Annotated in this window: 22 protein-coding genes and 3 pseudogenes; 11 read left to right on the forward strand and 14 right to left on the reverse strand. The window is 61.2% G+C overall.

Annotated elements, in window-relative coordinates; all coding sequences use genetic code 11:
• The 5 genes and pseudogenes from KYK29_RS10600 to KYK29_RS10620 all read left to right on the forward strand — a co-directional run.
• Window positions 1–422, forward strand: a pseudogene (locus KYK29_RS10600) (P-type conjugative transfer protein TrbL); the annotation flags it as partial.
• Entirely contained in the window at window positions 419–1108 is a 690-nt protein-coding gene (gene trbF, locus KYK29_RS10605; RefSeq protein ID WP_254690886.1) for a conjugal transfer protein TrbF, read from the forward strand. The pseudogene KYK29_RS10600 and the gene trbF, both read left to right, overlap by 4 nt.
• Window positions 1105–2064: a P-type conjugative transfer protein TrbG gene (gene trbG, locus KYK29_RS10610; RefSeq protein ID WP_254690887.1), complete on the forward strand. Its 960-nt coding sequence runs from the start codon at window positions 1105–1107 to the stop codon at window positions 2062–2064. Before trbF ends, trbG begins: the two co-directional genes overlap by 4 nt.
• Window positions 2061–3212, forward strand: coding sequence for a TraB/TrbI/VirB10 family type IV secretion system protein (locus KYK29_RS10615; RefSeq protein WP_254690888.1), 1152 nt, complete (start codon window positions 2061–2063; stop codon window positions 3210–3212). The genes trbG and KYK29_RS10615 overlap by 4 nt, the downstream gene beginning before the upstream one ends.
• A 2-nt stretch (window positions 3213–3214) precedes the next feature.
• A complete protein-coding gene (locus KYK29_RS10620) occupies window positions 3215–3451 on the forward strand; it encodes a DUF2274 domain-containing protein (RefSeq protein ID WP_254690889.1) in 237 nt (78 codons plus the stop codon).
• On the opposite strand, the gene KYK29_RS10625 is transcribed toward KYK29_RS10620, so the two are convergent.
• The 8 genes from KYK29_RS10625 to KYK29_RS10660 all read right to left on the reverse strand — a co-directional run bounded on the left by KYK29_RS10625 (window position 3384) and on the right by KYK29_RS10660 (window position 12362).
• Window positions 3384–4340, reverse strand: coding sequence for a LysR family transcriptional regulator (locus KYK29_RS10625; RefSeq protein ID WP_254690890.1), 957 nt, complete (start codon window positions 4338–4340; stop codon window positions 3384–3386). The genes KYK29_RS10620 and KYK29_RS10625 overlap by 68 nt on opposite strands.
• Before the next feature lie 19 nt (window positions 4341–4359).
• Window positions 4360–5016 (reverse strand): invasion associated locus B family protein, encoded by a 657-nt coding sequence (locus tag KYK29_RS10630; RefSeq protein ID WP_254690891.1) that lies wholly within the window; start codon window positions 5014–5016, stop codon window positions 4360–4362.
• On the reverse strand, window positions 5013–5813 hold the full coding sequence (locus KYK29_RS10635; protein WP_254690892.1) for a SapC family protein: 801 nt from the start codon (window positions 5811–5813) through the stop codon (window positions 5013–5015). The genes KYK29_RS10630 and KYK29_RS10635 overlap by 4 nt, the downstream gene beginning before the upstream one ends.
• Window positions 5814–5884: 71 nt before the next feature.
• Window positions 5885–6289: a globin family protein gene (locus KYK29_RS10640; RefSeq protein WP_112670197.1), complete on the reverse strand. Its 405-nt coding sequence runs from the start codon at window positions 6287–6289 to the stop codon at window positions 5885–5887.
• A 9-nt stretch (window positions 6290–6298) separates the two neighbouring features.
• Window positions 6299–6646, reverse strand: coding sequence for a hypothetical protein (locus KYK29_RS10645; protein WP_254690893.1), 348 nt, complete (start codon window positions 6644–6646; stop codon window positions 6299–6301).
• 74 nt (window positions 6647–6720) lie between these two features.
• Window positions 6721–11097: an autotransporter outer membrane beta-barrel domain-containing protein gene (locus KYK29_RS10650; RefSeq protein ID WP_254690894.1), complete on the reverse strand. Its 4377-nt coding sequence runs from the start codon at window positions 11095–11097 to the stop codon at window positions 6721–6723.
• A 429-nt stretch (window positions 11098–11526) separates the two neighbouring features.
• Window positions 11527–12012 carry a hypothetical protein gene (locus KYK29_RS10655; protein WP_254690895.1) on the reverse strand — a complete coding sequence of 162 codons (486 nt, stop codon included), beginning with the start codon at window positions 12010–12012 and terminating at the stop codon, window positions 11527–11529.
• Window positions 12013–12023: 11 nt separating this feature from the next.
• Window positions 12024–12362, reverse strand: a complete 339-nt coding sequence (locus tag KYK29_RS10660) for a hypothetical protein (RefSeq protein WP_254690896.1) — start codon at window positions 12360–12362, stop codon at window positions 12024–12026.
• 207 nt (window positions 12363–12569) lie between these two features.
• On the opposite strand from KYK29_RS10660, the gene KYK29_RS10665 reads away from it, so the two are divergent.
• The 5 genes from KYK29_RS10665 to KYK29_RS10685 all read left to right on the forward strand — a co-directional run bounded on the left by KYK29_RS10665 (window position 12570) and on the right by KYK29_RS10685 (window position 17161).
• On the forward strand, window positions 12570–13109 hold the full coding sequence (locus KYK29_RS10665; RefSeq protein ID WP_254690897.1) for a putative pterin-binding protein: 540 nt from the start codon (window positions 12570–12572) through the stop codon (window positions 13107–13109).
• On the forward strand, window positions 13106–14887 hold the full coding sequence (locus KYK29_RS10670; RefSeq protein ID WP_254690898.1) for a sensor histidine kinase: 1782 nt from the start codon (window positions 13106–13108) through the stop codon (window positions 14885–14887). Before KYK29_RS10665 ends, KYK29_RS10670 begins: the two co-directional genes overlap by 4 nt.
• Window positions 14884–15963 (forward strand): response regulator, encoded by a 1080-nt coding sequence (locus KYK29_RS10675; protein ID WP_254690899.1) that lies wholly within the window; start codon window positions 14884–14886, stop codon window positions 15961–15963. The genes KYK29_RS10670 and KYK29_RS10675 overlap by 4 nt, the downstream gene beginning before the upstream one ends.
• A gap of 242 nt (window positions 15964–16205) precedes the next feature.
• A complete protein-coding gene (locus KYK29_RS10680) occupies window positions 16206–16493 on the forward strand; it encodes a hypothetical protein (protein ID WP_254690900.1) in 288 nt (95 codons plus the stop codon).
• A gap of 14 nt (window positions 16494–16507) precedes the next feature.
• On the forward strand, window positions 16508–17161 hold the full coding sequence (locus KYK29_RS10685) for a CPBP family intramembrane glutamic endopeptidase (protein ID WP_254690901.1): 654 nt from the start codon (window positions 16508–16510) through the stop codon (window positions 17159–17161).
• A gap of 276 nt (window positions 17162–17437) precedes the next feature.
• Here the strand turns inward: KYK29_RS10685 and KYK29_RS22490 are convergent, their stop codons facing one another.
• The 3 genes and pseudogenes from KYK29_RS22490 to KYK29_RS10695 all read right to left on the reverse strand — a co-directional run.
• Window positions 17438–17566, reverse strand: a complete 129-nt coding sequence (locus tag KYK29_RS22490; protein WP_281735983.1) for a hypothetical protein — start codon at window positions 17564–17566, stop codon at window positions 17438–17440.
• Window positions 17567–17655: 89 nt separating this feature from the next.
• Window positions 17656–17925 (reverse strand): autotransporter domain-containing protein, encoded by a 270-nt coding sequence (locus tag KYK29_RS10690; protein ID WP_112670219.1) that lies wholly within the window; start codon window positions 17923–17925, stop codon window positions 17656–17658.
• Window positions 17913–18143: pseudogene (locus KYK29_RS10695) on the reverse strand (DUF3363 domain-containing protein); the annotation flags it as partial. The pseudogene KYK29_RS10695 and the gene KYK29_RS10690, both read right to left, overlap by 13 nt.
• Window positions 18144–18456: 313 nt before the next feature.
• On the opposite strand from KYK29_RS10695, the gene KYK29_RS10700 reads away from it, so the two are divergent.
• Window positions 18457–18687: a helix-turn-helix domain-containing protein gene (locus KYK29_RS10700; RefSeq protein ID WP_112670460.1), complete on the forward strand. Its 231-nt coding sequence runs from the start codon at window positions 18457–18459 to the stop codon at window positions 18685–18687.
• Window positions 18688–19248: 561 nt separating this feature from the next.
• On the opposite strand, the gene istB is transcribed toward KYK29_RS10700, so the two are convergent.
• The 3 genes and pseudogenes from istB to KYK29_RS10715 all read right to left on the reverse strand — a co-directional run bounded on the left by istB (window position 19249) and on the right by KYK29_RS10715 (window position 21776).
• Window positions 19249–20019, reverse strand: a complete 771-nt coding sequence (gene istB / locus KYK29_RS10705) for an IS21-like element helper ATPase IstB (RefSeq protein WP_254690902.1) — start codon at window positions 20017–20019, stop codon at window positions 19249–19251.
• Window positions 20016–21509 (reverse strand): annotated as a pseudogene (gene istA / locus KYK29_RS10710) (IS21 family transposase). Before istA ends, istB begins: the two are co-directional and overlap by 4 nt.
• A 78-nt stretch (window positions 21510–21587) precedes the next feature.
• On the reverse strand, window positions 21588–21776 hold the full coding sequence (locus KYK29_RS10715; RefSeq protein WP_254690903.1) for a hypothetical protein: 189 nt from the start codon (window positions 21774–21776) through the stop codon (window positions 21588–21590).
• Between the last annotated feature and the right edge of the window lie 12 nt (window positions 21777–21788).

Raw genomic sequence — 21788 nt, forward strand, 5'->3', positions numbered from 1 at the left:
CGACCGCGGCCGGCGGCGCAGCGGCGGCCTATTCGCTCGGCTCCATGGGGCAGTCGGGCGCGGCTGGCCTCGCCTCCGGCATGGGCGGTGTCGCCCGCGCCACAGGCTCGGCCGCCGTCTCGCCGCTGAAGCGCGCCGTGGCGCGCGCCTCCGAGAGCATGAAATCCAGCTTCTCCGATGGCGCCAAGGCCGGCTTCGGCGTGACTGGCGGCTCCTCGACCATGGGAACGGTCGGCGGTGAAGCCGCCGAGGCTGCGTCCACGCCGACAGCCGCGGCGGGCGGCGCTCCCGATTGGGCCAAGCGCATGAAGCGCAGCCAGCACCTTTCTCACGGCGTCAGCGCCGCCGCCCATGCCGTCAAGTCCGGCGACAGCCACGGCTCCGGCTCCTCCATCAACCTTTCCGAAAGCGACCGCTCATGAACATCTTCAAAAGGCCCGCCGTGCATTACGGCAAGACGCCCGAACCCGAGACGCCTTACCAGAAGGCCGCGCAGGTCTGGGACGAACGCATCGGCTCCGCCCGCGTGCAGGCCAAGAACTGGCGCTACATGGCCTTCGGCTCGCTGTTCCTCGCGGCCGGCTTTGCCGCAGCACTGGTCATCCAGTCGGCGCGCGGGACCGTCGTGCCGTGGGTGGTGCAGGTCGACAAGCTCGGTCAGGCGCAGAGCATCGCGCCGGCCAGTGCCGACTATCGCCCGACCGATCCGCAGATCGCCTGGCATCTCGCCCGCTTCATCGAGCAGGTCAGGAGCATCCCCGCCGATCCGGTCATCGTCCGCCAGAACTGGCTTCGCGCCTATGAGTGGACAACCGATCGCGGTGCGGGTGCGCTCAACGACTATGCCCGCACCAACGATCCGTTCGTCAAGGTCGGCAAGCAGCAGATCGCCGTCGAGGTCTCCAGCGTCATCCGCGCCTCGGCCGACAGCTTCCGCGTCGCCTGGGCCGAGCGCCGTTACGAGGATGGCAAGCTCGCGACGACGGAGCGGTGGACGGCGATCTTGACCATCGCCCTCCAGCCGCCCCGAGACGCCGAACGCCTGAAAGCCAATCCGCTCGGCATCTATGTCAACGCCATTAACTGGTCGCGGGAGCTGAGCCAATGATCCCGACAATCCGTAAATCCACCGCCGTCCTGATGTTGTTGTCCGCGACGGCTCTCGGAGGTTGTGCCACCTTCAAGCCCCCCGAAATCAGCTACGATGCGAGCGTGCCGCCGCTGCCCGCTGTCCCAGCCGCTATCACCGATGATCGGCCGAAGCCGGTGCATATTCCGCCGGCCTGGACCGTCGCACGCGGCGGCACGGCCGCGGCGACGCCGACCGGGCGAGTCGAAAATGCCAATGCCGCCGCCCGTGTGCAGCCACGCCGCGAGGGCTACTTCAACGCCATCCAGGTTTATCCGTGGTCGGAAGGCGCGCTTTATCAGGTCTATGCCGCGCCGGGGCAGATCACCAATATCGCGTTGGAGCCCGGCGAGAGCCTGACCGGCGCCGGGCCGATCGCGGCGGGCGACACCGCCCGCTGGATCATCGGCGATACCGAGAGCGGATCGGGCGTGACGCGCCGCGTCCACATCCTCGTCAAGCCGACCAGGCCCGACATTACCACGAACCTTATCGTGACGACCGACCGGCGCACCTACATGCTGGAGCTGCGCTCCGGCGAGAAGCCCTACATGCCTTCGGTCGCCTGGGCCTATCCGCAGCCGGCAGGCGGCGGGCGTCAGGCCGTTCCAGCAACGCCGGTCATTCCGGCCGTCGCCGCGCGCAATTATCGCTACAGCCTAACCGACGGCAACAATCCGCCATGGAAACCCGTTGCCGTCTATGACGACGGCCGCCGGGTGTACGTCGAATTCCCGCGTGGCATCGTCCAAGGCGAAATGCCGCCGATCTTCGTCATCGGCCCGGAAGGCGAAGCCCAGATCGCCAACACCCGCATCTATCAACACATCCTGATCGTCGATCGCCTGTTCGGCGCGGCCGAGCTGCGCCTTGGCGCGGGCGACAAGCAGCGGACCGTCAGGATCGTCCGCACCGACGGGAGGCCGCAATCATGAGTGAGACCAAACAACCCAACGCCGCTCCGATGCGCCTGCGCGCCGAAGCGCCGCGCGTGACGCGCCTCTCGCGCAAGATGCTCGCCAGCGTCGCGGCCGTCGCCCTGATCGGCATCGGCGGCGCGCTGATCTATGCGCTTCAAAGCCGCGGCCCCGGCAATGACGGTCAGGAGCTCTACCCCACCGCCAACCGCCAGCCCACCGATGGCCTTGCCGGACTGCCCCGCGACTACACCGGCCCGATCCTCGGCCCGGCGCTGCCCGGCGATCTCGGCGGCCCCATCTTGAGCGCGCAAAATGCCGGCCAGCCCGTTGCGCCACCGATCGTGCCAACGCCCGGCGTCGACGAGGCAGAGCAGCGCCGCCGCGCCGAGGAGGAAGCCGCCCGCACCAGCACAGTCTTCTTCCAGGCGCGCGGCGGATCGCCTGCGCCTGCCGGATCGACGGGAATGCCGACGCCGGGACTCGCCGGACTCGACCTGCCTGGACAAGCCAGCCAGCCGACGGCGCAGGACAAGCAGCTTGCCTTCCTCAATGGTCCCGTCGATCGCCGGACAACCTCGTCTGATCGCGTCACGGCTCCCGCATCGCCCTTCGTGCTTCAGGCCGGCGCGGTCATCTCGGCCGCGCTCATCACGGGCATCCGTTCCGATCTTCCCGGCCAGATCACGGCGCAGGTGACGGAGAACATCTATGACAGCCCGACCGGGCGCGTCCTCCTCGTGCCCCAAGGGACGCGGATCATCGGCCAGTACGACAACAGCGTCCAGTTCGGTCAGCGCCGAGTCTTGCTGGTTTGGAACCGCCTCATTATGCCGAACGGACGCTCCATCGTTCTTGAGCGCCAGCCGGGCGCCGACACTCAAGGGTATGCCGGCCTTGAGGATGGCGTCGATTACCACTGGTGGGATCTTGCCAAGGCCGCCGCGCTTTCGACATTGCTCGGCGTCGGCGCCGAGCTTGCCGTGAACGATGAGAACCGGCTTCTGCGCGCGATCCGCAGCGGCGGGCAGGACACCATCAACGATGCCGGCCAGCAGATCGTCCGCCGCCAGCTCAACGTCGCGCCGACGCTGACCATTCGGCCGGGCTTCCCGGTCCGCGTCATCGTCACGCGCGATCTCGTGCTCGAACCCTACAGGAGTTGAACATGAAGCTGAAACTCGGCCCCATCGTCGACGACAAGCCCGTCAAGGCGACGGTGGAGCTGCCCGCCGAGCTCCACCGCGATCTTGTCGCCTATGCCGCCGTCCTGGCCGGTGAGACGGGCCAGCCTGCCACCGATCCCATGAAGCTGATCGTGCCGATGCTCGAACGCTTCATTGCCACCGATCGCGGCTTTGCAAAGGCCCGCCGCCAGTTGGCGGCGGGTAAGGCCGGTTCATAGCCGTCATAGCCTGGCGCTTCGACTGCACCTTGGCGATGCTGATGAAGCGTCGGAGCGCCGGATTATCGTTCTTCGGCGACCACACCCCATTGAAGGGCAGAATCTCTCCTTCAATGGGCCGATAGCAGATGCCCGGTATCTGCGTGGCGATCGTCGCCTCGCTGGTCAGTGTAAGCCCGGCACCCAGCCCAACCATGGTCAGCAGATTGTCGCGGCCGACGAACTGCGGCTCGATACGCGGGTGGTGTCCGAGGCTGCTGACATGCTTCACGAGATAGTCGTGGATTTCCTGGCCGGGCGCCGCTTCCATCACAATGAACTTCTCGTGGACGATCTCGTGCCAGCTCACTTCGTCCTTCCCGGCCAGCGCGTGCGATTCCGGCAGCACCACGAACACACGCTCGTCCCACAGATGATCGGCCTCGCATTGTGGCCATTCCTGCGTGCCCGTCAGAAAGGCGATGTCGAGCCTGAATTGCCGGATGGCCGCGACATGCTCGGCCGGATTGCCGTCCAGCACCTGTAGCTGGACGCCCTCATACTGCTCGTGAAACGATCTCAACAGCTCCTGCAGGAAGCCCGACGCCAGGGACGAGAAGATGCCGATGCGAAGATGGCCGTCCTTCACACGGCCAACCGCATCCACGATCTCGGCACCTTCGCTGACATAGCGCAGAACCTTGCGTGCCCGCGGCAACAGCCGCTGACCGGCGATCGTCGGCAGCACGCCTCCACTATGGCGATGAAACAGCGCCGATCCGAGATTGTCTTCCAAATCGCGGATGCGGCGGCTGACGCTCGATTCCTGTACCCCAAGGGCGGCGCCCGCTTTTCGGAAGCTCCCAAATTCAAGGGCCGCTACAAAATAGCGTAGCTGTCGAACATTCATCTCTATGGGTGCCTGCCTCTCAGCGCGCGAGGGCCGCCACGCGGTCGAGGGCGGTGCCAAAGCCCTGCAACGAGATCGAGAACGGAGCGGCCGCGCCGCCGTCCGCCGTCGCTTTGATCTTGAGGACCGCACCGGCGCGCAGCGCCACCAAGGTCGGGGTGTCGAAGCTCACATTGACGAGGCAACCGGCCGGAACGCAGGTGCGGAAACGCACCGGCGCCATCGCCGGCTTGTCGTCGATCTGGAAGACCACGCCGGCGTCCAGCGCGAGACCGAACGGGAGGATGAGTGTGCCGGTGACGGTGTTGCCGCTCGGCGCGTTGAGCTCGATCGCGAGCACGCGCTGACCGTTCTGCTGGGCCTGCTGCTGCGACAAGGCACAGCGCTTCGTCGTGCCCTGCTGGATGCAGGCAACGCGCCAGTCCTTGTAGGTCTCGTTGAGAGACGATGCGCCGCCCGGTAGGGTGGATGCGGCCGCGCCGCCCGTCTGACCTCCCGTCTGTGCCTGAGCCAGCTCGAAGCGCTGCGGGGCGGGATCGGCATTGGACGAGGTGAACAGGGTGTCCGACCCGGACGAGGACTGCGCCCCACTCGGTACGGCGTAGATGGCAACGGCGGCAGCCGCGACCGCGGCGGCTGCGACAGAGGAAATGCCGAGGATCTTCTTGCTCATCATGCGAGCGCCTTTCGTTCGTTAGCGCGCTGCGCGTTGAGGTCGAGGAGGTTCTGGAAGCTTCGCTGCGATGCCAGTTGCAGGGTCACTAGATCGAGCCAGCCCTTGGCGTGCCAGTCGGCGACGGCGTTGGCGGGCAACGCCCGAAACGCCTGCTCATCGATGGACTGGAAACCGTTGATCTGATGCTGCGGGCCATCGGGAAGCTGGAACCGCGCGTGGTACGGCGAAAGCAGCTTCGCTTCTATCAGCGCCCGACCGAAGGCGATCGTGGCGGCGTGATCGGCGTGATAGGCATTGCAGAAGGCCATGGCCGACTGGGCTGTCGTGCTTGCTTCGCCATCAACGTGAAAGAGCCGCTCCGCATCGTGATGAGTGGCGGCATGCGCGACGAAGCGGTCACTACCCCGATCAATGCCCAGAAATTGCCGGGTCCTGTCCTGGGACTCAGTAGCGATGAAGGGATAGCGACGGACATAGGCCGGGACGTAAGCGCCGGGATGCCAATTCCCATCATGCGCGACGAAGAGATTGTCGTCACGGCGCACCCCGACCAATGCAATCGGCGGAGCACTCTCTTCCATGGCGAAGACGATCGGGTAGTGCCGCATGGCGATGGCGAACTCACTTACGCAGAGCGGAATGGCGACGGCTTCGCGCGCAAAGCCGAAATTCGCCGTAGCCGTAATGCCGACTTCGCCATGCTCCTCGAAGCGGAGAACCACGGGATCCTTATAAAAGAGCGGAAGGCGACCCTTCTCGGAAGAAACATTCTTGTCTGCTGTCAAAATCTTGCTCACCCGGCGCGTGGCGCCTTTTATATTAAACTTTCGTCGGTAGTTCGTACCCCGGGGCTATCGGGCTGTCGGCTTTACGCGACCACCATCGTCCTTACTCGGGAAGTGCCCCAGAGAGCGCCCATCCAGGCCCGCTCCACTTCGATCGTGAAACTGTCGTTGAGACTGCGCCGCAAGGTCCAGATCAACGTCTCTGCTAGCGCTTCGTAATGCATCTCGATCAACCGGAATACTTTGTTAGACTGTGCGAGAATTCTCACTGTTGCCGCAATCGCCCCGGTGTGCCGCATATGGCTAGAAATATAACCAAGCAGATGCACCAGACGCCGATCCTCTGGCTCGATGTCCATGAAGAAGAGCCGGTAGACCTCGGGATAGGAGTCGATCAGGCGCTTGTGAAACAAGTTCTCAACGTTCTGGCTGATCGGACCGAGGCCATCAAGGCTCGACTGGATGAGGGAAATGGTGCGTTCCTCCATTTGGTCACCTCAGGATCGACCCGCTTTAGAGGATGAAGATCCAGCGAGGCTCGAATCGAACAGCCCGTCGTCGAAGCTGATAAGTGAGGAACGATCGGCTTCCTGCGGATCGCGCCCATTCGATATCTGCTGCTCGAGACGGTTCAATCGCGCGCTGAGCGAGGCGTAGGCCGCAAGCAGTGCGATAACAAACCCCACTCCACAAAACGCGTCGAGGACGAGACTATGAACTGGCCGACCGATATAGATGCCAGACATGAACCACACCGAAGCAAATGCGATGACCTGGAAAAAGGCAATTATAACGAGATCGTCTTGCTCATCCTCGTTGCGTCGAGCACCTGATAATTTAGCCATGGAACAACTCCCCTCACGGCGATCCGAGTAGATGGGTGACGCCAAATCAGGCGTCACCAAACGGGGCCAGGAACTCAGAACTTCGCGCTGAAGTTGGCCTTGAAGGACTGATCGACGATACCGGAGCCGAACTGCCCGCCATAGGTAACGCCGATCACTGCGGATGGCGTCAGCGCGAAGTCGAGACCAGCCTCGATTACGGCAGCATCGCGCGCAACCGGAACACCCGCCACCGTGAAGGCGTTACCGCCGCCGACGAAGCGATGGGTCGAGGTTGGCGTCACATCGTCGAAGGCATGACGCCAGCCGACCATCCCCTTGGCCGTGACTGAAGCTCCATTCAGATCGAAGCTCGTCGAACCGCGCAGGCCGAGCGTGGTGAAGGTCGTATCGGTACTCGACGAGCCGCTGCTGAGGGCCGCAGCCCCGCCGGTCTCGCGGAAGCCACCGGTATGCAGGTTCACATAGGCAAGGTTGGCGAATGGCTCGAAGCGCGTGGCCCCGAAATTGAACCCGTAGGCAAGCTCGCCGAAGACCTGCGCCGTACCAGCGTTATAATCTCCCTTGAGGCTTTCGCTGAAGCCGGGGAAGGCAACGCTGCGGCTGGTTGAGATGTCGTGCCAGGTGTAGGCCGCGCCCGACCGGAATGCGAGATCGCCCCAGGCCTTGCCACCATAGAGGCCGACATGGTAATTGTCGCTCGAACTGGACGAATGGCGATCCTTGGCATTGAAGCTCGTCTGGCTGTAACCGGCGACCGCGCCGAAGCGCCACGTGTCGAAGACCGGAGCGTCCGCACCGACGAAGAAGCCGCCGGTCGAGCGGTTGAGGCGCGCCGCGTTGCCGTCACCGGATGTGTGGCCCCAAGAACCGAAGCCTTGTCCCCAGACAGCGAACCCATCAGTGTTCGCGGCAACCGGCTGCGGCACTCCGTTTTCATAGGTGACCGCAGAGCCTGACGCACCCACGCCGTCAAAAGCGGCGCGTAGGCGATCATTGACTGCGTTACGAAGGAACCGGCTATCCTCGATAAGCGCCGTCTTGGCAGACGCATGGATCTCGCCCGAAAGCTGGTCGAAGGCGTAACGAGCCTGTTCGGCCGAAAGGTTGAGCACGGCGTCGTAGACGGCATTGCCGGCCTCAAGGCTTTCCACACCGCCGCCCGTCGCGATCTGGTTGCGTGTCTGGCCAACGTTCTCGAACGTGGTGCCGTTGCGCGTCATCGTCAGATAGACGTTGTTGTCGTCATAGCTGAGCGAGGGATCGAGGAAGGCAAGGTTCGACGTCACGCCGGTGAAAGAGCCGTTGACGCCGCCATCCGCTGTAAGGATCGTATACTGTGTGGAGGCTGCATAGTTGCCTGTTCCAGCAACGACACGGACAGAGCTGCCATCAACCGTCGCCGTTCCCGAAACGTCGACGAGGTCCGACTCGCCGTCCCTGTTGACGTCGACCTGATAGATCGAGCCTTCGTGAAGATCCAGATTGCCTCCGATCGTCAGCGTGCCAATGCCGGTTCCAGGAGCCAGCGTCGAGCCGAACATTATGCTGACGTCGCCTCGAACCGTGCCGCTGCCGGCGAGAACGGTGCCTTCGTACATCGTCAAACCCATGCCTCCGAGACTGCCGTCCACTATCAACCCGCCACTGTCCACTGTGGTATAACCGGAGAAGCCCGAACTATCCCCCGTCAGGCGCAGGAAGCTCCCATCGGCTACGGCGACGTTGAATTCTCCTTGTCCAGAAATCACGCCGCCATAGGTGCCGCTGGCATTCTGCTCGAATCGCATGAAGGTTAAGCTGTTGATCTGAACATTCCCGCCGAACAGGTCGGTTCTGGACACCAGCCCGCCATCATCAATAGTCCAGTCGAGAGCGCTGCGACCGGACAGGGTCAGCGTACCCGCCCCGGTCTTCTCCATGGTGCCACGGCCATAGATATCGCCCGCGAACACGCCGTCGTCAGCCTGATCGAACACGACATGGCCGTTGTTGGCGATGTCGTTCCTGATGCTCTGCGTGTTGCCGACCAGCGTGCCATTCCGCACGATGGTGTCGCCGCGGTAGCTGTTATTGCCGGTCAGGATCAGGGTACCCAGATCGTCCTTGACGAGAGCACCATTGCCGCGCAGATCGGAGGCAATTGTTGCGACGTAGTCAGCGCCCATCTGCGAGCCGTCACCGACACGGATGGTCGTCTCCGCTTCGGTCATCGTGATGGGGTCTCCCTCGACACGATAACCGTCGATGGCGAACTGCATGCCGGCGACGGAAATGTCGCCATCGGAGCCGTCGACGGTGACCGTTCCCGGCTCGCCCTGGAAGACGGCGAAGCGTCCACCCCAGTCGTGGTTGGCATCACCGTTCGTGGTCGTCCAGTTGGTCGTGCCGTTGCGCCACACGCCATATCCGCCGGAGATCTCGCCATCCGCAGTGGTGTGGTATCCATCCCAGAACAGGGTACCCGGACGCGGATCGGGGCCAGGCCCGGGCGTTCCGCCGACGACGACGTTGACCTGCTTGTCGATGGCCGTCTGGATCTCGATATCGCCGATGCCGTACTGGCTGCCATCGGGCACGCCGACGACTTCCATGCCGTTGTCGGTGAGATCACCGCCATAGTTGAACAGACGATAGACGCCCTGACCGAAATCGCCCGTGCCATCTGCAATGGTGAGCCGCCCGTCGAGCGTGAGATCGCCTTCGACCTCGAAGAATGCCGTCGTGCCCGGTGCGCCGACCAGAATTTCGACGTCGGAATTTTCGTTGAGCGTCAGGCTGCCCATCGTCAGCGTGCGGTCATGCTGTCCGTACAGCCGCCCGCCATCGGCGATCTCAACGTCGCCGCCGATGCGGCCCGAGCCGGTGACGGTGGCACCGAATTCCACATCGACATCGCCGCTATAGTTACCGTCGAAGGAAAGGCCGCCCTCGCTCACTCTTGCGCCGGGCGCGTCGAGGCTTTCTCCAGTCAGGCTCACTGTGCCACGGCCCACCTTGGTGATGGTGTGGTTGTGTCCACTTATGACACCGGCCAAGATTCCGCTTCCGGCAGCATCGAGGATGATCCTGTCTTCGAGCTGCAAATTCTGCGCGATGGTCAGATCATCCGCCGCCAACTCAAGAACGCTGTGGCTCTCTGCTGGCCGCCTGAAGATCACATCCCGACCGATTCCGAAGGCCCAGTCGGCGCCCACGCTCACCCTGCCACCCTGAACAATCGTGTTGCCCGACCGAGTATTGTTCTCGCTCAGGGTCAAAGTTCCCGCGCCAAGCTTGTGGAGGATGCCGCCTCCCGTCGTGTGAATCCCGTTGATTGATGAATCGCCGCCAAACACACCAACTGTAAGCGTGGCGCCCGTATTGATCTCGAGATTCGCACCGTTGTTTACGGTGAGCCGGTCGAAAGTCTCGCTCTGCGCCACCCGCAGGGTCGCGCCGCTCCAGACGTCAACATCCCCGGTATCGGCTATAGCATCGCCGCCACTGACCACCAGCGTACCCGCTTGCACAACGGTGTCGCCGGTATAGGTGTTCTGCCCGGTGAGTATCAGCGTCCCATCGTTAGTTTTGATCAGGGGCCCGGAACCCGAGATGTTGCCAGCCAGCGTAGCAAAGGTATCCTCACCAACAGCAATCGCCGCGCCAGCCGCACCTGAGAGAATGACGTCATTCGCAACCGTCATCGGCAGATGGCTGCCGATCGCCAACTCCGGCGCCTGGGATCCATCTGCCGTGAATTCGATGGCACCGGTCCCCAACCCGTTTGCATGTGTCAACTCGACGGTGCCGCCAGATATTTCAGTTCCGCCAGAATATGTATTTTCAGCGGCGACGCTAAGATTCCCGGCACCGCTCTTGTGAATGCGAACGATGCCTTCGCCATCCTCCACACCTCCCCACAGAAACCCGCCGCGTACCGCGAGAGTCGATGTCGTTCCAGCAACGGTGTTGGTGACCCGCCCCCCTTGATCGACAAGAAAGAACGCGGCCGCCTCATCGCGACCAAATAGGTCGAAAACCCCCTGATAGAGAACTGCAATGGTACTTTGATTCGCGAAGTAGTCGCGTGCGGCATCGCTACCCAGGCGCATGGTTCCTGCTCTCAATACGAGCCTGGTGCCACTGCTGTCACCTGAGACGCTTTCAGGTGCAAAGACGATTGTCCCGTTATCCTCATAGAGGTCGCCGACGAAAACTTGCCCGGCAATGTCAAAATTCAGATTTCCGGTCCAGGTAGCAACAGTATCCTCCGCCGTGGTGACCGTCGCGGTACCACTCCTCCCAAGGACGACGTCGTCGTCGTAGGTGCCCGTGCTGGTATAGCGCAACACCTGCTGCGCCTGTGCCGAGGCAAGCGGCAACAGAACACTCATCAGCGCGGTCGCGCAAAGAAGACGGCTTTTACGGGTGAATGCAACGGAACGCGCTGCGCGGATGGTGCTTACCATGGTGCTACTCTCAAGTTATTTGGAAATTTCAGGCGGCGCGGTTCGGCCGGGGAGCGATGCGATACAGCGTGACGGAAACAAGGTGCCCAGCCGGAAAACAGATCATCCGGTCCATCGTCTTTCTGGATGGCGATTTCATTTTCGCTCGGGAATTCGAAACCAGCATTGCCTGCAAACCTCCGTTCAAATTTTGAACGGCGTAGCAAGTCCGCCTTCCGATCACCCCATTCGTTCACAGGGGGGTATCGAAAAAAATATTGCTCTGGAGTAGATTTCGCTTCCGAAAACAAAAACGGCGGGAGACTCTTCTCCCGCCGTAACAAGTTCTTCAAAGTGCGTCCGTTGGTCGGACATTCTATTGCCGGGGAGGATTATTGTTTCCGGGCTGGCTGCTTATCGTATGCGCGCAACTCCATATCGCGTTTGCCGCTATTCCGATTTTGAAAGGCGCTTCAAGCGCTCGGAATACGGAGCGACGACATTGCGATATGGCGCCCCTTTCTCGCGAATGGCCTCGAAATTTCCCATCTGGGCGCGGAGCATTTCGGTCGCCGCCTTCTTCTGCTCTGGCGTCATCTTGCCGAGTTCGCCGAGCTTGTCGGCGAACTCTTCCATCATCTGTTCAAGCTCGGCCTGCGGGATCGAAGCGATGAAGCCGGTCATGGTCTGATCAAAGGCAGCTTTCCAGCTTGTCTCGCTAAAACCGGCAGCCGGGATCAACTGGGAAGATTCGTCATCGATCTCGAACCATTCCTGCGCGGCGTCCTCATCATAGAAAACCGTTTTTCGGGTCTCGGACGAAAGACGCTCCAGAATGGTGATGACAGCTTCGGCCTCCCGCTTTTCGAGCGCAGCGGCGTTGGTGGCCGAAAGACCGAGGACGATTGCGGCGGCGATGGCCGCTCTGAAAAACAAGCTCCCGGCCATCAGTAGCAGTCCTGCATGCTGGCGCGCGCGTTGTTGGCCTGGCTCTGGGCGATCATGCTGCCGCCGGTAGATGCAACCTGGCCGGCAATCGCACCACCGCGTCCGGCAAAGCCGCCGAGGCCGCCCACCATGCCAAGGGCGCTGCCCAGCATCGCCGCGTTGGTCTGTCCCCGCACGGCTTCTTCGCACGCGTCGCGTTTGCGCGCTGCGGCCTTCTGCTGACCAACCGCACGCGCGGATGGCTTGCTCGCGGCCGATGTCGTGCTCGTTGGAGCTGTTGTCTGGCTGCAACCAGCCAGCACGAGCGCAACCACGCTCACAATTGCAATGAGTCTCATGCTTTTCCCTGATTTCTTGAACGGCATCGGCTGAGCGCCCCGGTCGGAGCCGTCACTTGGCCGTCGGTTGAATTTCCACATCGCCTCTAGGACGAAAAATCAGGCGCCGCCCCATCTGTTCAGAGGGGGCGGAAGTTTTTTCTAAGGATAGAACGTCAGTGATGGTAACTTCCTGGAGCTGCAACCTATTCGGAGGGATCGATTACAATGAAACAGTCCCGATACTTCCATTGCGCCGGCCTGTTGCTCCGCGGCGTGGGCACATGGCTTTCCATCATCGTTATGGTTACGGCTGCTTTTGCGAACGACCTGGCCACCCCAGCCGGGCCGGTGCTCCTCACCGTCACTGGCGAACTCGGAAAGTCCAACCATACCAATAGCGCACTTTTCGATGAGGCGATGCTCGCCGCTTTACCGCAACATCGTATTGAAACATCGACCCCGTGGACGGACGGAAAAAAGGCCTTTGAAGGCGTGCTGATGTCGGACCTGTTCGATTTCCTCGGCGTAAGGGATGCGCAAAGGCTTCGCGCTGTGGCCTTGAACGAGTACGAAATCGCCTCTCCGTTCTCCGAAGCCATCGAGCATGGCGCATTGCTTGCCATGCGCATGGACGGCAAGCCACTGACGCGCCGCGACAAGGGACCGATATGGGTTGTCTATCCACGCGACGGCAACCCGCGAATCCAGGATGAACGCCATGACGCCCGCTGGGTCTGGCAACTTACCAGAATCGAGGTTGAATGAGCATCGCGGGAAAGAAACGGACCATAGCAGGCATAACGGGTTTAATCGTGACCGCATGCGCTGTGCTGCTGGTCTTCGCATTGCATCGTTTGATTCAAACCGAAACCGAACTTGCCACCGGCTCCGGTGAAAGCCTGCTCTACGCATTGTTTCAGGCTCACGATGAGGAGCAGCGCCTGATTATGGACGCGTATGATTGGAACAACGGCGCAAGACAGCCCGAGCACGCGGAAAGACTTCAGCTTCAGATAGACCTTGCGATCAGCCGCCTGGATGTTGTCTCCCACGGGACACTTGGACGGGCGTTGGCGGACGCGAAAGAGGATGGTGTCATCGAATCGGCCCGCCTCAATCTGATGACCTTCGATAAATCGTTGCAGGCTGTCATCATGCAGGAGGGCGCGCTTCCGCAATCGCTGTTGGACGGATTGCGGACTGATGCAGGCAAGCTCAAGGCCGCTTCCACTCGCGTGTTCCTCGCGGAGCGAGACAATATCGGCACGCAGCGGGACCGTTATTCTTCTGTGCTGTGGGAAGCCATTATTGCAATCCTGCTCATTCTCGGTTGCGGCGTTTTCATCGTCGCGCGTCTTCTGGCCAGCCTGCGTACCGCCGCCAAAGCCGAGGACGCTTTGCGGAGGGATCGGGATTTCTCGAACCTGCTTCTGGAATCGAGCGGCGATGGAGTGATCGCCTTCGATATGGATGGCCGGTGCACACACTGGAACTCTGTGATGGGCGAGATGTTTCCCGCCCCCAGCGATGCCGATGTCATTGGTCAGCTAATTAAGGACGCATACCGGCTGCCGGAGGGGCATGTGATCCTGAACATGATGCGCGACACGTTAGTCGGCCAGAGCCTTCACATGCCGGCTCACCCGATCCCAACTGGAAACCGCTACGTCGAGAAATTCACTTATCCGGTCTGGTCGGGGAGGGCTATCGTCGGCGGCATTCTCTTCATTCGCGATGTGACCGATACGCATCTTGCGAGAATGCAGTTGGTCGAACACCGTGATCAACTTGAGGCGACCGTAAAGGAGCGCACCAGGGATCTGGAGGAATCGCTGGAGCGAGAGACGAGGCTGCGCGAGCTTTACAAAGGCTTCGTGTCGATGGTGTCGCATCAATTCCGAACACCGCTTTCCATCGTGGATTCAAGTGCCCAGCGCATGATCCGCCGGGGCAAGGATATGAGCGAAGAGGAAATTCGCGAGCGCGCCGGTAAAATCAGAATGGCGATCCTGCGCCTGACCCGGCTCGTTTCCAGCACCCTCAACGCCACCAAGCTGGATGCGGGGGAAATCGATTTCGCCGCCCGCCGCTGCGATCTCGGCAAGCTCATCGTCGAAGCCTGCGATCGCCAGAAAGAAACCACACCCAACCGACAATTTAGAATCGAACTGGATCAGCTTTCCGACTGGGTATCCTGTGACCCACTACTGATCGAACAGGTGGTCGCGAATCTCATTTCCAATGCCGTCAAGTATTCATCTCCACCGGAGCCAATCGATATCAGGGCTGACGTGGATGAGCGATGGATCGAGATAAAGGTCAGTGATCGCGGCGTCGGCTTCCCGGAAGACGAGCGCGACAACCTGTTTGATCGGTTCTTTCGTGCAAAAACCGCGGTCGGTGTCGAAGGAACCGGCATTGGTCTGCATGTGGCACGCACTATAGCTCGGATGCACGGCGGCGATGTGGCGGCCTTCCAGCGCGAAGGCGGCGGCTCGACCTTTGTCCTTAGAATTCCGAAAGAGGAAACGTTAGCAGCATGAACCCGGATCATATCGTCAGCGCGAACCAGGATACTGATCGTAAGAGGACAATTCTGTGTGTCGAAGATGAAGCCGATCTTCGTTGCGACCTCGTCGAGGAGCTCGTCGCGGCCGGTTATCGGGTCATTGAGGCAGGAGACGGACGGGAGGCACTTCACAAGCTGGAAACCGAGCAGCCGGATGCAATCTTGTGCGATATCACCATGCCCGAGCTCGGAGGATACGAGCTGATGGCGAAGCTCAGGGCCGACAGACCTGACCTTGCCGAGGTGCCCTTCATATTCCTGACGGCGTTGGCTGACAGAGCCGATGTGCTGCACGGCAAGAATGCCGGCGCGGACGACTATCTGGTCAAGCCTGTCGACTATGACGACCTCCTAGCAACGATTAGATCGCGGTTGCGCCTCGTTGATCGTGTCCGCCAGTCGCTCCTTGCCGATTTGCAGCGCCAGCAGCAGCAGATGATCGAGCAGGCGGTGCGGGACGGCGAGGTCGAGCTGGCGGCATTGGCGGCGGCACTGGATCGGCTCGCGATCGGCATTTTCCTCATCGAGGAAACCGGCGAGGTCCGCATGATCAACGAAGCTGGGAGACAGTTGATCGCCAGGTCAGACGGACTTTCCCTGACATCGGCTGGCCTCAGCGCCCATCTTGCGAAATCATCCCAATCCCTGAAAGGCGCGCTTGCCGCTGTTCTGCAGAATGTTGGCACCAGTCAGACTGTCGCGGTAGACCGGGAAGAAGGCCATCCCCTTGTCCTGCAACTCTCCTCGATCAGCCTTCCCGGCAGCAACGTCCGCCACGCCATTGCACTCGTCATTGATCCAGACAGCCAGGCAGATATATCCGCCGAAGTTCTGGCGTCCCTGTTCGGCTGCACCTCGGCCGAAGCAAGACTGGCAGCCGCGCTGGTCGCCGGAAAACGGCTTGAGGAGATAGGAGAAGAGTTCGGCGTCAAGCCGACCACCATCACCTTCCACCTACAAAACCTGTTCCAGAAGACCCATACCCACCGCCAGGCAGATCTCATCGCCTTGCTGATCAGGGCGACGGTTCCGCTTTCGCTCAGCAATTGAAGATCGGGGGCCCCTGTGTTCAGAGGGGGCGTCTGCCAGTTGGCTATGTTAGCACCGTCCGGACAAATCAGCAGGGTGCGACTATGCGAACGAAACGGTCCGGATTCGAAACAGATGGCGCGAATTTAACGCGGGCAGCCTTGAATGCCTTATCGGTATCGCGAGCCGTTATGGGGATAATGAGCCTTGCTGCGCTTGCGGCCTGCCAGAGCACTCCCACCAAGTCGAGTTTCGATAATCCAATGTTTTCCGACGAGACACGTGCTCTCGAAAAGCAGCTCAACGCAGAAGCTGCTGCAGTGGGAGCCGCGCAGGCGGTCATGAGCATGCCTGCTGCGTGGGATCCGACGGGAGCCGCCAGTCTGGTGACCACACCTGCCGGCCTTGCCATGCGTGAAGCCCAACGACGCCAGGCCGATGCCAGAATGGATGCCCAGCTCGCGAAGGATCAGGCAGCATTCTATCGGAAGTATGGGCTAAATCCCGACGGAACCACCACAGGCCGCAAAGGGCCGCTGTCGGTAGATTGATGAACTGAGGGTTCATGAACTCCGCCAATCAAACCGTACTCGCCTATGCAGGCATTATGCTTGCCTGGACGTTGGCGTGGGTGCTCAAGATTTCCATCATTGATGAAGCTTTTCCTTGCCTCGCGATCGGTGCGTGTAGTTTCGCGTGGTGGACAACAGCAAAGGCATTGATTTGGATACTGCCAGCTCTTTGGCTTTGTCGCCTCTCCGGACGGACGCTTAAAGAGACTCTCAATCTGGCAAATTGGAAAAGCGTTCTTGCGTGGGGCGGCGGGATAGGCCTTGCTATTGCGCTGACTGGATTTGTGCCCGCATATCTCGACGGCAGGCAGCTTTTGCCGAATGCGTGGAGTATTCCACTTTTCAGCGCTCTTTTCGTCGCGCCAACTTTTGAAGAGTTTTTGGCCCGCGGCGCCTTGCTGGGGAACCTTCAAAAAGCCATTCCATTTTGGATGGCCAATATGATTTCCTCACTCATGTTCGTTGGTATGCACGTACCCGGCTGGTATTTCATGGGAACTCTGACGGAGAATATAATACGGCCCGTCGGCGGTGCATTTTCCATCTTCCTGCTGGGTCTTGCATTCGGCTATGCCGCGTACAAAAGCCGCTCGGTAATGGGCGGCATGCTCGCCCACTTCCTTAATAACTTGGCGTCGAACGCGTAGAAAACGCCAGTCGTGACGGATGGCATGCACGCCAAAATCGATAGGGAAACCCCGTTGGTCACGGGACGGCCGCTCGCACCGCACCATTTCCCGGCATGCTCGTCCTAACTGCGACTTGGTCGACGTCGTTTCGCCATTCTTGAGCAAAGTCTTGTTTCCGATCTGGCCGCGGGGGGCCGTGCCGAAACATTTTCCGTCGTTGTCGCACTCCACCGCGGTGCCCTTGTCATCGTTCATGCAGATTGTGGTCGTCGGAGATTCGATCACCCGCCCACCTTACTCCTTGCACGCGGCCCTGACCTGGTCGCGCGTCCCATCCAGCTTGACCACTTTCGCGATGCCGGAGGTCGGCAGGAGCAATGCTCCGGCAGCGAAAATAAAGGCAAACGCAATTTGCTTTTTCATATCGGTTACATCCTATCCTTGTTTTGGATCTCCTGTTGGGTTGGTCCTCGCCCTTTTGTGGGCGCGAGCCATTGCAGCGGGACTTCGCGTCAGAACCTGTCGTTGAAGTTGGCCTCGACGGACTGATCGGTGAGGCCGGAGCCGAACTGGCCGCCATAGCTGACGCCGAGGGTGGCGCCCGGCATAATGGCATAGTCGAGCCCGGCTTCGATCACCGCCGCATCGCGGGCGATAGGCACTCCGGCGATCGTTGCGGCATGGCTGTCGCCGACAAAACGCATCGTCGAGAACGGGGGCACATCACCGAAGGCATGACGCCAACCCAGTGTGCCCTTGGCCGTTAGCGTCGAGACGCCGATATCGAAGGCCGTCGATAGGCGATGCCGCCATTGGGCTGGCGGGCCGCGTCGCCCCGGTCGATATGATGCTCACGGCGACGGTCCATCCCCTCGCGTACCTGCTGGCCGAAGCCTGACGGCGCGAGATCTGATGTCTCGGCCGAGACCAGCCGGCGGTCGAGCCAGGTTGCGCCGTCCGCGCCGATCTGCCGGATGTCCCGATTCGGAAGCGGGATCAAAGATGGTGCGGACGACGGGACTCGAACCCGTACAAGTCCGGTCCTCGCGAATCCGGGTTTGCCTGACGCTGATGGAAATCGATCTCCAAGATGATGACTGACCCGCCGATTTTTAACCGCCGATAGCCGCAGACCCTACTACGACCGAAATACTCTTCCCGCTGGAAGGCTGTCACGACATGGTCGCTCGTGTAGCAGCGTGAGCCAATGCACATAGGCGGGTCCGATCATGATCGCGATTCCTTCGACAGACCGCCTCGGGCTCCGCCATCAACAGAAGATTGGCAAGCTCACGCCAATCATAGGAGGACGGATGTCTGACGGAAAATTTCTCACTGCCGAAGAAGTAGCGGAACGCTATCGCGGGGAGGTGTCTATAGGCACCCTGCGCAATTGGCGGGCGATGAAAATCGGGCCATCCTTCGTGAAGATCGGCAAGGCAGTACTCTACCCAATCGTCGAGCTTGATGCCTGGGACGAAGCGAATAAGATTCGTTGCCGTGCTGCAAGACGACTCAAGGGGAGCGACGGTGAGCAAACGTGACGATCACAGTGGCTCACACAATACATACCCCAATTACCGGCACCACCTCCATCGAAGAACCTTAAATATATTGGAAATTCAATATCATAATTGGTTTCGTGGGACGATGTCCAAGAACCCCAGAAGGCCTATTTTGGTCACGTAGCTTCCCGCCCTATCACACTGAGTAACAATCATTTTCTTGCTTGTCGTATTCCCGGATACTGCGGCAAATTCAGGGTGGTTTTCGGGGGAGAGGAACACCAACCGATCCCACTTGCCGACACCAGCTCCCAGTCACCATAAGGGCGGGAAAACCGCTTCAGATCGCGGGAGCGAGCAATGCCGAGCATTACAGATACAGACATTCGTCGCGCGCTGAAGTGCGTTAAACAAACCAGGAAGCAGAAAAACCTCGTCGATGGTGAGGGACGCGGCACCGGTCGTCTCCTGCTTGTCTGTCAACGGCGGAGCAAAAGTCGGCCATTGGGCGGCGCAAAAGTAGGCCACTTGGCGCCGCCAGCGGGGAACGTCGGGAGGGCGTAGCCCGACCAGAGTTTCCCGCTGGCGGCGTCGGCGATCTTATGGGTGAGTGCTGGCGGTTTTTCGGGCCCGGCTCTGGGCGAGGCGATAGCTGTCGCCATTCATCTCGAGGATGCTGACGTGATGGGTCAGGCGGTCGAGGAGCGCGCCGGTTAGGCGCTCGGAGCCGAACGTTTCCGTCCATTCGTCGAAGGGCAGATTGCTGGTTATCAGCGTCGATCCACGTTCGTAACGCTGCGAGATCAGTTCGAACAGCAGTTCCGCTCCGGTCTTCGACAGCGGCACGAAGCCCAACTCGTCGATGATGAGCAGCTTGTAGCCGGCCATCTGCTTCTGGAAGCGTAGAAGGCGACGTTCGTCGCGCGCCTCCATCATCTCACTGACGAGCGCGGCGGCCGTGGTGAAGCCCGCGGACAATCCCTTCTGGCAGGCTGCCAGACCGAGGCCGATTGCGACATGGGTCTTGCCCGTCCCGCTGGGTCCGAGCGCGATGACGTTCTCGCGGCGCTCGATCCATTCGCAGCGCGCCAGTTCCAGCACCAGCATCTTGTTGAGCTTCGGGATGGCGGCGAAGTCGAAGCTGTCGAGGCTTTTGGCGGCCGGGAACTTCGCAGCCTTGATGCGACGCTCGACCATCCTGCGTTCCCGATCGATCAGTTCCAGCTCGACCAGCCGGGCAAGGTAGCGAACATGATCCACTCCCTCGACCGCGCATTGCCGGGCAAGCTTCTGATGCTCGCGCAGGAAGGTCGGCAGCTTCAAGGTCTTGAGGTGATGAGCGAGCAGGAGTTCGGGAGCATCGCTACTCATGCCGGCTCCTCCTCGCGGTCCAGCAGCCGCATATAGGCCTTGGCCGAAGTCTTCTCGACAGTGGCTCTGGGCAGATAGGGATAGATGTCGAGATCCAGCCTGGGCGGCCTGCGCTCGGCCCGGCACAGGACCAGGTGCTTCACGGCATCGAAGCTGATGGCGCCCAGATGCAGCGCCTGCTTCACGGCCGCATGCAGATCGGCCAGATCGAAGCTTTCCAGCAGGCGCAGCACCTGCACATAGGCACGCCGGCCCTGTTTGCCCATCCGCGCTTCCATGAGGCGGCGCAGTGTCGTGAACGCCTCCGGCAGTTCCCAGCCCTGCAGCGGAGCAGCCTGGTCGAGCGCGTTGATCTTCTGCTCGATCAGCGGCAGGTAATGCAGCGGATCGAAGACAACCTCTTCGCGCTCATAGCTGCGCGGATGACGGGCAATGGGCTCACCGCCGCAGCCGATCACCACCTCGTCTACATAGCCACGGATCCAGACGTCCTGGTGGCCGAAGGCGACCGGAACGGAGTAGTCGTTGGTCCTGTAGCGCACCAGCGCCTGCGAGGAGACCCGACCGCTGGCCTGGTCGCAGGCTTCGAAGGGCGATGCCGGCAGCGGGCGCATCGCTGCCAGATCGCGTTGCAGCCGTTCGCCGATCGTCTCGCTCTCGCCGCGCAGCCGGTCACCCTGGCGCTTGCGGCACTGCTCCTCGAGCCACAGGTTGAACTCGTCCCACGATGCAAAGCGCGGGATCGGCACCATGAAGTTGCGCCGGGCATAGCCGACAAGTCCTTCGACGCTGCCCTTGTCGTTGCCCTTGCCGGGCCGGCCATAGCGATCCCGGATCAGGTAGTGGGACAGGAAGCCGCTGAACAGCGCCGCCCGCTTCCGCGTGCCGTCGGGCAGAATCTTCGCCGCCAGACAGCGGTCGTTGTCGTAGACGATCGACTGCGGCACGACGCCGAAGAAGGCGAACGCATGCACATGACCATCCACTCAGGCCTCCGCCACCGCCGCAGGATAGGCGCGGACATAGCAGGCGTCACTGTGCGGCAGGTCGAGCACAAAGAAGTGCGCCTTCTGCTCCACCCCGCCGATAATGACTACGGCCTCGCCAAAGTCCGCCTGTCCATGCCCGGCAGGATGCGCCAGCGGCACGAACATCTCCTGGCCGCGCCGCTCCCGATCGCGCATGTAGTCCTTGACGATCGTGTAGCCGCCGGCAAACCCGTGCTCGTCCCGCAACCGATCAAACACCCGCCTGGCCGTATGGCGCTGTTTGCGCGGGACCGCCCGGTCCGTGTCAAGCCATTGATCAATGATTGCGATGAACGCGTCCAGCTTCGGGCGTCGCACCGGAGCCTGCCGCCGATAGCCAGGCGGAACCGAATACGCCATCATCTTGCGAACCGTGTCGCGCGAGATGCCAAAATGCCTAGACGCCTCGCGCTGGCTCATCCCCCCGTCGCAAGCCACGCGAACCTTCAGATATAATTCCACGGTGTAGATCCCTCGTCCCTCCCTGCGCCGCGCAGAAAAGGGAAAAAGTGGACGACTTTTACGCCGCCCGCAGCAGGACTATCCCGCCGCTACCGTGGTCGAATTTTGCACCGCCGCTCTCAGTTTGATGGTGCTGTCGCTGTCGATGACCAGGGGCGCGTTACTCGCACGTTCGATCGCAAGCCCCAGGTAGATGCCCGTCTTCTCACCCCACCGCTCGGCATAGGCGAAAGGACCGAGCAGCATGCCGCTGATCGTCGCCTGCACGCCTTCACCAGT

Origin of the sequence: Shinella daejeonensis (genome assembly GCF_024281235.1) — a bacterium.
GTDB lineage: Bacteria > Pseudomonadota > Alphaproteobacteria > Rhizobiales > Rhizobiaceae > Shinella > Shinella daejeonensis.

Bases quoted from the DNA above. Each gene is read 5' to 3' on its own strand.
- KYK29_RS22490 (WP_281735983.1), bottom strand. From the start codon at position 17,566: ATGAAAAAGCAAATTGCGTTTGCCTTTATTTTCGCTGCCGGAGCATTG.
- KYK29_RS10615 (WP_254690888.1), top strand. From the start codon at position 2,061: ATGAGTGAGACCAAACAACCCAACGCCGCTCCGATGCGCCTGCGCGCC.
- KYK29_RS10665 (WP_254690897.1), top strand. From the start codon at position 12,570: ATGAAACAGTCCCGATACTTCCATTGCGCCGGCCTGTTGCTCCGCGGC.
- KYK29_RS10625 (WP_254690890.1), bottom strand. From the start codon at position 4,340: ATGAATGTTCGACAGCTACGCTATTTTGTAGCGGCCCTTGAATTTGGG.
- KYK29_RS10675 (WP_254690899.1), top strand. From the start codon at position 14,884: ATGAACCCGGATCATATCGTCAGCGCGAACCAGGATACTGATCGTAAG.
- KYK29_RS10650 (WP_254690894.1), bottom strand. From the start codon at position 11,097: ATGGTAAGCACCATCCGCGCAGCGCGTTCCGTTGCATTCACCCGTAAA.
- KYK29_RS10645 (WP_254690893.1), bottom strand. From the start codon at position 6,646: ATGGCTAAATTATCAGGTGCTCGACGCAACGAGGATGAGCAAGACGAT.
- KYK29_RS10670 (WP_254690898.1), top strand. From the start codon at position 13,106: ATGAGCATCGCGGGAAAGAAACGGACCATAGCAGGCATAACGGGTTTA.
- trbF (WP_254690886.1), top strand. From the start codon at position 419: ATGAACATCTTCAAAAGGCCCGCCGTGCATTACGGCAAGACGCCCGAA.
- KYK29_RS10680 (WP_254690900.1), top strand. From the start codon at position 16,206: ATGTTTTCCGACGAGACACGTGCTCTCGAAAAGCAGCTCAACGCAGAA.
- KYK29_RS10700 (WP_112670460.1), top strand. From the start codon at position 18,457: ATGTCTGACGGAAAATTTCTCACTGCCGAAGAAGTAGCGGAACGCTAT.
- KYK29_RS10620 (WP_254690889.1), top strand. From the start codon at position 3,215: ATGAAGCTGAAACTCGGCCCCATCGTCGACGACAAGCCCGTCAAGGCG.
- KYK29_RS10660 (WP_254690896.1), bottom strand. From the start codon at position 12,362: ATGAGACTCATTGCAATTGTGAGCGTGGTTGCGCTCGTGCTGGCTGGT.
- KYK29_RS10685 (WP_254690901.1), top strand. From the start codon at position 16,508: ATGAACTCCGCCAATCAAACCGTACTCGCCTATGCAGGCATTATGCTT.
- KYK29_RS10630 (WP_254690891.1), bottom strand. From the start codon at position 5,016: ATGATGAGCAAGAAGATCCTCGGCATTTCCTCTGTCGCAGCCGCCGCG.
- trbG (WP_254690887.1), top strand. From the start codon at position 1,105: ATGATCCCGACAATCCGTAAATCCACCGCCGTCCTGATGTTGTTGTCC.
- istB (WP_254690902.1), bottom strand. From the start codon at position 20,019: ATGAGTAGCGATGCTCCCGAACTCCTGCTCGCTCATCACCTCAAGACC.
- KYK29_RS10640 (WP_112670197.1), bottom strand. From the start codon at position 6,289: ATGGAGGAACGCACCATTTCCCTCATCCAGTCGAGCCTTGATGGCCTC.